The 9,330-nt window shown below is 45.0% G+C and carries 8 protein-coding genes; 5 read left to right on the forward strand and 3 right to left on the reverse strand.

Going from position 1 to position 9,330, the window contains the following annotated elements; translation table 11 throughout:
- Positions 1-27: 27 nt before the first annotated feature.
- Both tyrS and pyrF read left to right on the forward strand, forming a co-directional pair.
- Complete coding sequence (tyrS, locus tag B9T16_RS05860; RefSeq protein WP_014275745.1) at positions 28-1,275, forward strand: tyrosine--tRNA ligase; 1,248 nt, start codon at positions 28-30, stop codon at positions 1,273-1,275.
- Positions 1,276-1,414: 139 nt separating this feature from the next.
- Positions 1,415-2,143, forward strand: coding sequence for an orotidine-5'-phosphate decarboxylase (pyrF, locus tag B9T16_RS05865; protein ID WP_014275744.1), 729 nt, complete (start codon positions 1,415-1,417; stop codon positions 2,141-2,143).
- Positions 2,144-2,163: 20 nt separating this feature from the next.
- Here the strand turns inward: pyrF and B9T16_RS05870 are convergent, their stop codons facing one another.
- The 3 genes from B9T16_RS05870 to B9T16_RS05880 form a co-directional block, all read right to left on the reverse strand.
- Positions 2,164-3,816 (reverse strand): ABC transporter ATP-binding protein, encoded by a 1,653-nt coding sequence (locus B9T16_RS05870; RefSeq protein ID WP_006619985.1) that lies wholly within the window; start codon positions 3,814-3,816, stop codon positions 2,164-2,166.
- Positions 3,817-3,901: 85 nt separating this feature from the next.
- Positions 3,902-4,165 carry a hypothetical protein gene (locus B9T16_RS05875; protein WP_410244295.1) on the reverse strand — a complete coding sequence of 88 codons (264 nt, stop codon included), beginning with the start codon at positions 4,163-4,165 and terminating at the stop codon, positions 3,902-3,904.
- A gap of 368 nt (positions 4,166-4,533) precedes the next feature.
- Positions 4,534-4,779, reverse strand: a complete 246-nt coding sequence (locus tag B9T16_RS05880; RefSeq protein WP_006626266.1) for a DUF2949 domain-containing protein — start codon at positions 4,777-4,779, stop codon at positions 4,534-4,536.
- A 439-nt stretch (positions 4,780-5,218) separates the two neighbouring features.
- On the opposite strand from B9T16_RS05880, the gene pap reads away from it, so the two are divergent.
- The 3 genes from pap to B9T16_RS05895 all read left to right on the forward strand — a co-directional run bounded on the left by pap (position 5,219) and on the right by B9T16_RS05895 (position 9,227).
- A complete protein-coding gene (pap, locus tag B9T16_RS05885) occupies positions 5,219-6,697 on the forward strand; it encodes a polyphosphate:AMP phosphotransferase (RefSeq protein WP_006616372.1) in 1,479 nt (492 codons plus the stop codon).
- Positions 6,698-6,900: 203 nt separating this feature from the next.
- Positions 6,901-7,887, forward strand: coding sequence for a YdcF family protein (locus B9T16_RS05890; RefSeq protein ID WP_006616371.1), 987 nt, complete (start codon positions 6,901-6,903; stop codon positions 7,885-7,887).
- 1,187 nt (positions 7,888-9,074) lie between these two features.
- Positions 9,075-9,227, forward strand: a complete 153-nt coding sequence (locus B9T16_RS05895) for a hypothetical protein (protein ID WP_410244296.1) — start codon at positions 9,075-9,077, stop codon at positions 9,225-9,227.
- The last annotated feature ends 103 nt before the right edge of the window (positions 9,228-9,330 follow it).

Consider the following 9,330-nt stretch of genomic DNA (forward strand, 5'->3'; position numbering starts at 1 on the left):
TAACATCTGCTCAGGTTTCGATTTTTTATGATTGTGAGTCAACCAGCCCTAGAGACTTCTGCGGGAGTTTCTTTACAAAATTTTCCTAGACTGCGCCGGGGGGTTACTGATATTTTCCCGGAATTGGCTAATTCTGACAACCCAGAGGAGAATTTGGGTCGGCGGTTGGCTCTCAGTAGCGGCCCACTTAGGATTAAGTTAGGTATCGACCCGACTGGGTCGGATATTCACCTAGGACATAGTATCATTTTTAGGAAGTTGCGGGCTTTCCAAGACGCGGGACATACGGCGGTTCTAATTATTGGAGATTTTACGGCGCGCATTGGTGATCCTACTGGGAAATCTGAGGTTCGTCGTCAGCTAACTCCTGAGCAAGTTGAAAAAAATGCCCAAACATATCTCGACCAACTGCGCCCGATTTTAGATTTTGATACGCCTGGACGTTTGGAAATTCGTCGTAATTCTGAATGGTTATCTAAGTTGGATCTGGCTAAAACTTTGGATTTGCTGTCTCGGATGACGGTGGGACAAATGTTGGCTAAGGAGGGTTTTTCGCTGCGCTTTGAGCAGGAAAATCCTATTTATTTGCATGAGTTTCTCTATCCGTTAATGCAGGGTTATGATTCGGTGGCGGTTCAGGCTGATGTGGAGTTGGGAGGAACGGATCAAAAGTTTAATCTGGCTGTGGGAAGGGATTTACAGCGCTATTTTGGACAGACACCTCAGTTCGGTTTACTAATGCCTATTTTGATTGGGACTGATGGGGTGCAGAAAATGTCTAAGTCTCTGGGTAATTATGTGGGACTGTCGGAGGATGCTTTGACTATGTACTCAAAATTGGAGAAGGTTCCTGATAGTTTGATTGAGCAATATTTTGAGTTGCTAACTGATTACCCGTTGGCTGAATTGCCGGAAAATCCTCGCGATCGCCAAAAGTTACTCGCCCTAGATATAGTAACTCAATACCACGGAGAAGCGGCGGCTTTGGCGGCTCAAAATGCGGCTTTAAATTTGGTACAAGGAGATGCAACTAGGGCGGAGGCTGTACCGGAATTTTCTCTGTCAGAGGTGGAGTTTCCGGCTAAGTTATTCTATATTCTTTCGGCTAGTGGACTGTGTAAAAGTGGCAGCGAGGCGAGGCGACAAATTGCGGGAGGTGCTGTGAAAATAGATGGCGATCGCATTGAGGATGATAATTTAGTTGTGGCTTCTGCTGAAGAGGTGAAAGGACGAGTTTTACAAGTAGGCAAAAAGAAATTTATCCGGCTGGTGTAAATGGGTTTTCCCATGATTGATTAATTGTTAATTATCCTGATGTGAAATCGGGATAATGTCTAATCAAGAAAGTGCCGATTTTATCGGACTGATATTAACTGTAAAGTTTGCTAATTTACTACCCCAAAATATACCCAATATGACGATAGATAAAGTTATTGTTCCCCTAGATGTTTCCAGTCAAGCTGATGCGATCGCATTAATTGAAACCCTGCCACAAGTAACCTTTTGGAAAGTGGGTTTAGAACTGTTTGTCAGTTGTGGTCCGCAAATTTTAAAACAACTCAAACAGCGCAATAAGCGGATATTTTTAGATCTGAAATTCCATGATATACCGAATACGGTAGCCGGAGCCTGTCGCGCCGCCGCTCGCTATGGTGTAGACTTAATTACGATTCACGCGACGGCTGGAAAAGTCGCCCTAAAAGCTGCTCAGTCGGCGGCGGAAATGGGAGCCAATGAGGCGGGTGTACCCGTGCCTAAATTAATCGCGATTAGCCTGTTAACGAGCCTTAACGCCAGGGAATTAGCCTTAGACCTCAAAATTCCCCTAGAACTGCCAGAGTATGCGTTACAGATGGCATTATTAGGGCAAGAGTGTGGTTTGGCGGGGGCGGTGTGTTCGCCGCAGGAGGTGGCACAACTAAGGCGGACTTGTGGGGATGATTTTCTGTTGGTGTGTCCTGGGGTGCGTCCGAGTTGGGCATCTAAGGGGGATCAAAAGCGATCGCTTACTCCTTCTGAGGCTTTAAAAGCGGGTGCTAATTATTTAGTAATTGGACGACCTATTACTGAGGCGAATAACCCTATGACGGCGTTAAAGCTAATTTCGCAAGAGTTAGACGCAGCGGAGAAGATAGTCAAATAGATGGATGGTTAATATTAGAACTAAATTACCATTTTGGTGAGCAAAGGAGCGGCGCTGAGAAGGGTTTGGGTGTAGGGATGCTGAGGATGTTTAAAAATATGCTCAGTGTTTCCTATTTCGACAATTTTACCAGCGTTCATAACGGCAATGCGATCGCACAAAAATCTAGCGACCCATAAATCATGGGTAATAAATAAATAGGTGAGATTAAAGTCTCGCTTGAGTTCCAACATTAACTGTAATACTTGAGCCTGAACACTAGCATCAAGCATACTAACAGGCTCATCACAGATTACCAGTTTCGGGCGAGTAATTAAAGCACGAGCAATGGCTACCCGTTGCTGTTGTCCTCCTGACAGTTGTTTAGGATAGCGGTTATAAAACTCTTCTACGGGAGTCAAACCAACGCGATCGAGCATTTCTAATACCCAGCGTTTGGCTTGGGGTGGTTTTGCCATTTTATGAATTAACAGGGGGTCAGCAATAGCTCGACCAATGGTCATCATGGGATTTAAACAAGCATTAGGATCTTGAAATATCATTTGGATATCGCGACGCTGTGAGCGCACTTGTCGCACTGACATAGCGGTTAAATCTTGACCCTCAAATTTGACTGTACCAGCGGTGGCACGAACTAACTGTAAAATGGTACGCGAGAGGGTACTTTTACCGCAGCCGGACTCTCCAACTAAACCGAAAATTTCACCAGGAGACAACTCGAAACTCACGCCATCAACGGCTTTGATTAATTGCTTGTTTTTAGTGAATATTTGTTCAATAATGCCGGATTCTAAACTATAATGCTGTTGGAGATTTTCAATTTGCAGAAGTGGCTGTGATGGGTTAGTCTGTGTCTGTTGTTCGGGAGTATTGGGTTCTGGTGGCTGTTGAGAAGTTCCATGAACGTGGAGAGCAGATTCTAGGAGCGATCGCGTATATTGATGTTGGGGGTATTGTAGAACGGTGCGGCTATCTCCGACTTCGACAATTTTACCTTGATACATAACCGCAATGCGATCGCAATACTCTCCCACCATGGCTAAATCATGGGAAATTAATAGGATAGCGGTTCCGCGTTCACGACATAACCGGGTGAGTTCCTGTAAAATCTGTGCTGATACTGTGACATCTAAACTGGTGGTAGGTTCATCAGCTACAATTAACTTTGGGTTTAACAATAGGGCTAATGCGATCGCCACCCGTTGACGCATTCCGCCACTAAACTCATGGGGATATTGGGACCAGCGTTGGGGTTGAATTTGGACAGCTTCCAAAGTAGCGATCGCCCTTTCTTTCGCCTGAGACCGGGACAATTCTAGTTCATGAGCCTTTAAAGTTTCAATACAATGTTCCCCAATAGTCATCAACGGATCAAGGCGGGTCATGGGGTCTTGAAACACTAAGGCGATCGCCTCCCCCCGAAACTGTCGCAATTCCTTGTCGTTAAGGTCAAAAACCGATTGTCCGCCAAATGTGACTTGACCTTGAATAAGACTCGACTCTGGAAGTAAGCGCATAGCAGCGCGTCCCAAAGTAGACTTACCGCAGCCAGACTCACCGACAAGTCCCAAACGTTCCCCCGGTTTGAGGGTTAGGGAAACATCATCTACGACCCAAGAGGGTGATTTATTCTGACTGGGATAAGCTACTCGCAGGTTTTCGATGGTAAACATGAAATTAAAGTTCCGAAGTTAGCCAGAAGCTGCCACCATAGGACAAGTTGTTATATCATATCAACTCTGCTGAAATAGTTATCAATTATCTGGTTACGGGGAGGCGATCGTCAGCCTTCACCTCGTAGGGTGCGTCAGAGCCGGTAAATAGAGATACTACCCGGAGCATCGACAACTGACGCACCTGGTCACCCCACAATAGAGAACCGACCTCGTAGGGTGCGTCAGAGCCGGTAAATAGAGATACTACCCGGAGCATCGACAACTGACGCACCTGGTCACCCCACAATAGAGAACCGACCTCGTAGGGTSCGTCAGAGCCGGTAAATAGGGATACTACCCGGAGCATCGACAACTGACGCACCTGGTCAATAGCTGAATTTTTGTCCCAGGCTGTTGTCTATGAGCCATGTTTATCATCTGGGCGGTAATAGTTGATTTATCGTGAGCAACCGGTTGCTATAATTTTCGTTTTAGCCTTTAAGGGTAGAAAAGGTTGGTCAAACCTCCATACAAAAATTTTTTCACCCCCAACATCTTTGAGGCGACATATATAGTGATCATCTAATCATTTTTCAACATTCGCAGTTGAAACTTTTAGGTCATGCAGGTAGATTTTAGTCTTGAGATAAATTGGCTATTAGTGTGTAAATTCGGCATAAACCAAGGAACCTAAGACGCATCTGTAATTGAGATGCTATCTAAGTCCATTGATTCTCAACCAGCTTTTTTGTCTGAATAAGACCGGGAGGTGATATCTGGAGAGGTTCCGAACTTTTCAAGCCAATCAAAAATCCGGTCAAGCTGTTCTAGGGTGACTAGCCCGTATTGCCATAAAATCATGGGAAGTTGACCTGATTCTTGCTCAGGATGTCGGAGGGCCATGGCGATGGAAGAGGCAGGGATCGCTAATTCCCAACGTAAAAATTGAATTAACTGGGCTTGCTTGGTTGAGATCATCATTTTTTTCCTGCATGAACGTAAAAAAGTTGGGAACTGTTGGATGTCGGATTAGATAACTAAGTCGGGTGTGAATTCCTATAGTATCTATATTATCTTCTATCTAACTAAGTTCAGTGATATATTACACCCGAACATTGTGATTTCTTTGTGAAATTTCAGTGATCTGGGTCACTAATTATGTTTGAGCTGTATAGGTGCCGGGGGAGTTAATTGGGCAGACGGAACTTTTTTTGGCGGAAAATTTATCATAGCCGTTACCAGAGCTATTCTGGTGAAAATCTAATGTTTTTTTAACAAAAGCAATGAAGCGGGTTTGGATCACAAAATCATCAAACCATAATCTAAAAAGGAATGGGACTGGCGGTTCTGTGTAGTGGGTGTTCCCGGACTCCTGATCCTGCTAGACTGATGTAAGTTAGACGGATATTGATTCATATTCATGCTCAACACACTAAACCTGGAGCTTTCGCTAGATAAAGAAAGCTATAAGACTCAGACGGAAGGACTGATGCGGGAGCTGCGATCGCTACAGCAAATCTGCTGGGAAAAAAAACTACCTGTGATTATCGTCCTGGAGGGTTGGGCGGCGGCGGGTAAGGGTTCTCTAGTCAAAAAAATGGTTAGCTATATGGACCCTCGTGGGTTCAAAGTGATTCCGGTGTGGCCCCCGACCGAACAGGAGCGGTTGTATCCATTCATGTGGAGATTTTGGCAAGAGTTCCCAGGTTATGGGAAAATCGGGATTTTTTACCACAGTTGGTATACCCATGTTCTGGAAGATCGTCTATTTGAGAGACTGCCATCTGCTAATGTAGCGATGGCAATGCGTCAAATTAATGCTTTTGAGCGTCAAATGATTGACGATGGGGCGGCGATCGCCAAATTTTGGATTCACTTGAGCAAAAAAGAACTCAAGCGTCGCCTAAAAAAAGCCACCAACGATGAACTAGAAGCATGGCGGGTGCGTCCCGAAGACTGGGAGCAGGCGAAAAACTATGATACTTATAGTTCCTATGCCGAAGAGATGGTAATTCACACTAGCACCGGCGTAGTTCCCTGGACCTTAGTAGAAGGGGATGATAAACGGTGGTGTAGGGTCAAGGTACTATCTAAAATGGTGTCTACCATCAAAGAGACCCTAGGGCGGCTGGAAGTGCAACCGCCGCCTATTTTTACTCCTCCCCAAGAACACCTAGAACCTACCGATCCGCAACCCCTGGCTGCTGTGGATCTGAGTTTGTCCTTGTCAGAGGATGACTATAAGGAACAGTTGCGGGAACAACAGGTTCGCTTAGGTAAGATGCAGCAAATGATTTTTGAAAAGCAAATCCCGGTTTTAGCCATATTTGAGGGATGGGACGCGGCGGGAAAAGGGGGAGCGATTAAGCGTTTAACCGATATTCTTGATCCGCGCAGCTATGAAGTGCATCCTTTTGCTGCTCCCACTGATGAAGAAAAGGTACATCATTATCTGTGGCGGTTCTGGCGTAAACTCCCGCCGGCCGGAAAAATTGGTGTTTTTGACCGCAGTTGGTATGGTCGGGTCTTAGTCGAACGAATTGAGGGATTTGCTTCCGAAAGACAATGGCGACGCGCCTATCGAGAAATTAATGAGTTTGAGGAACAACTGACTACGGCGGGTTATATTTTGCTGAAGTTTTGGTTACATATTGACCCGGATACCCAACTTGAAAGGTTTACTGAACGCGAGAATAATCCGTTTAAGCAATATAAACTCACAGATGAGGACTGGCGGAACCGGGAAAAATGGTCTTGTTATGAGGTAGCCGTCAACCAAATGGTGCATCGGACTAATACCCCTAGGGCTCCTTGGACTTTGGTTTCCGGTAATGATAAGTTTTATGCGCGGGTGCAGGTGGCGCAAACGGTGGCTGATGCGATCGCTCAAACTGTATAGTTAGTAGGCAATTTGGCGAAACTATTGCCAAGGGAGCCCATTTTTAGTATAAACTTGAGCCGTATGCTATTTGTTAGTTATACGGCTCTCGTTTTCCTCAGTCCCTAAAGCACTCAGTGATATTTGATTTGGGGTAGATCAGGAAAAATCAAGGGGTGATATGATGTGGGATTCTCCACCGTCAACCATGAAGGGAAAAAATGATGTTTGTATTACTCACCCAAGTTCTGGTTTTACTGCTACTGATTACCATTTCTTTTAGAATTTGGAAACTGTTAGCAGGCAAAGAAAATAGCTTAGTTAGTCGGCTGTTTTTTTTACTAACTCTCACTTTACTTATAGTCACTTTTATCGCTCCTGATAGCCAGGTTGGTAGATCTGTTATTCAGCTTTTAGCGATTTTTCTAAGGCCCCTGGGTTTATCAATTTTACTATTAACCATTGCTTCGGCTTTGATTACCAATGGCGGGATTAAAAATCCGGCTCCTAATTTAATTTTAACTGCATTATTAATTCTGATTTTATCGAGTACCCCCGTTTTAGCTCAATGGTTGGCTTTGCAAGTGGAAAGGGTGGCTGTGCAAACAGTTCAAACTGATTTATGTTGTGGGGAAAGAGCCGGGGCAATTGTTTTGTTAGGACGGGGGACAACACAGCCTAAATTGCCCTACAGAACTCAGATTCAACTCACGGCTACAGGCGATCGCATTCCCTATACCGCAGAACTTTATCGGGAACGTTTAGCTCGTTTGGTGATTATCGCAGCAGGCGATCGCCATGAGTTAATTCATCCCACTAATGAAGCCAAAGATATTCAACAGTTATTGATTTATATGGGAGTTTTGCCTCGTGATATTCTTCTGGCAACTGAAAGCCATACAATCCGGGAAGAAGCCCTAGAAGTCAAAGACATCATGGAGAAAAGGCGGTTAGGAAGAACTATAATTTTAGTGACTTCAGCCTTAGAAATGCGGCGCGCCGCCCTCGCATTTACTCAAGTGGGTTTAAAAGTAATTCCGGCTCCCACTAATTTTTCGACTTTTATTCCCTATGGCAAACGTAAAGATAGGGTTTCTTTCCAAGATTTCGCCCCTAATGCTGATGCTTTGGTTCTCAGTACCCGTGTCGTTGATGAATATCTCGCTACTTTTTATTACTTTCTACGGGGGTGGATGGCTCCTAGTTTATAAGTCTGTTGACACTCCATCGGGCTAAAGCCACGAGGATTCTTTAGAGGAGATAACCAACAAATGTTAGTCATTGCTCGTAACGGTAGTGCCTAATATGTAATGATAGAGGTGTAAGTGCGATACGTTCAGGCATGAAATAGGGCTGCAATGCCGGAAATAACCGCCTGGTGGGGATTTCAACCCCTTGGTTGAATATAAGAAGCTCGCTTATGACCATCCCTACAACTGTTTATATGTCCCAAAGTTTTGTATAGAAATATACAAAACAAGGCAGGGAACTCAAAGTCAAAACGCAAAATCGGAAATCTTAATGACTCCTTAACAATTGCGTAAAGAGTAACGGCGATGTGCGAGACGTTTAGGAGTGAAATAGGGCTGCAATGCCTGAAATCATCTCCTAGTGGGACTTCTACCCCTTGGTAGAATATAAGGTGAGCGTACCTGACCATCCCATAACTATCTATGTGTTCCAATTATCTGGGCTAAATTGGATTTAGAATCAGATAAAGGCCAAGAGACTCAAGGTCAAGGCTGAACGCTGGTGTTATRTACAGCAGGAAGTTGAGAGTAACGGCGGTARCCACCCCCAGTTTCAAGGTTCACACCCGTCAGACTGAAGCGGGGAACGGAAGGCGTGAAGTAGAACCTACTACCAGAGGCGACCACTGCCAACCATCCATGATTAGGGAAACCGAATGTCCGGCTTCAACCATCGTAATACTCTAGTAGCGAAATAGGTTGATACGCTGCGCTCAAAAGAGTACGGGGAAAAGAAGGRGTATATCACCACCACCTTCACAGACCTTTAAAGTACCCCGGTGGATAGGACGAATCTAAAGATGGAATGCCCCCATAGATGGAACGTTTAAACCCCTCATTGGCTCTGCCTCACGGCAGAGCGTGAAAAGTGTAAGCGTATGCCTTTAAGGGGAAGGGATGTGAATGAAAGCTAATGCCTAACTGTAATGGTTAGGATATGCCCACTAGTCACGGTGTGGATATAGATACTGCGATAAGTAGGAGTTTAATGGCAGCGAGTTTAAAGACTAACGCAGGCATATAGCTTTGAAAGTTGAAGTACGAAAGCAGGGGGTTGTAACCCTGTTCCTAATGACAAAGGGGTATCCACATCAGGAGCCGTATGAGGTGAAAGTCTCAAGTACGGTTTTGAAGTGGAGTTGGGGAAGGTGACTTCCCTTTCGACCATAACAGCCACCCCCAGTTTCAAGGTTCACACCCGTCAGACTGAAGCGGGGAACGGAAGGCGTGAAGTAGAACCTACTACCAGAGGCGACCACTGCCAACCATCCATGATTAGGGAAACCGAATGTCCGGCTTGAACCATCGTAAATATGAAGTAGCGAAATAGGTTGATACGCTGCGTTCAAAAGAACAAGGGGAAAAGTAGGGTAATTTTATCATCACCTACACAGACCTTTAAAA

The organism is Arthrospira sp. PCC 8006 (assembly GCF_046480465.1).
In the GTDB taxonomy this organism is placed as follows: domain Bacteria; phylum Cyanobacteriota; class Cyanobacteriia; order Cyanobacteriales; family Microcoleaceae; genus Limnospira; species Limnospira platensis.

Excerpts from the sequence above, each read along its gene's own strand:
- B9T16_RS05880 (WP_006626266.1), bottom strand. The coding sequence starts at position 4,779 with ATGATGATCTCAACCAAGCAAGCCCAGTTAATTCAATTTTTACGTTGG.
- pyrF (WP_014275744.1), top strand. The coding sequence starts at position 1,415 with ATGACGATAGATAAAGTTATTGTTCCCCTAGATGTTTCCAGTCAAGCT.
- pap (WP_006616372.1), top strand. The coding sequence starts at position 5,219 with ATGCTCAACACACTAAACCTGGAGCTTTCGCTAGATAAAGAAAGCTAT.
- tyrS (WP_014275745.1), top strand. The coding sequence starts at position 28 with ATGATTGTGAGTCAACCAGCCCTAGAGACTTCTGCGGGAGTTTCTTTA.
- B9T16_RS05870 (WP_006619985.1), bottom strand. The coding sequence starts at position 3,816 with ATGTTTACCATCGAAAACCTGCGAGTAGCTTATCCCAGTCAGAATAAA.
- B9T16_RS05890 (WP_006616371.1), top strand. The coding sequence starts at position 6,901 with ATGTTTGTATTACTCACCCAAGTTCTGGTTTTACTGCTACTGATTACC.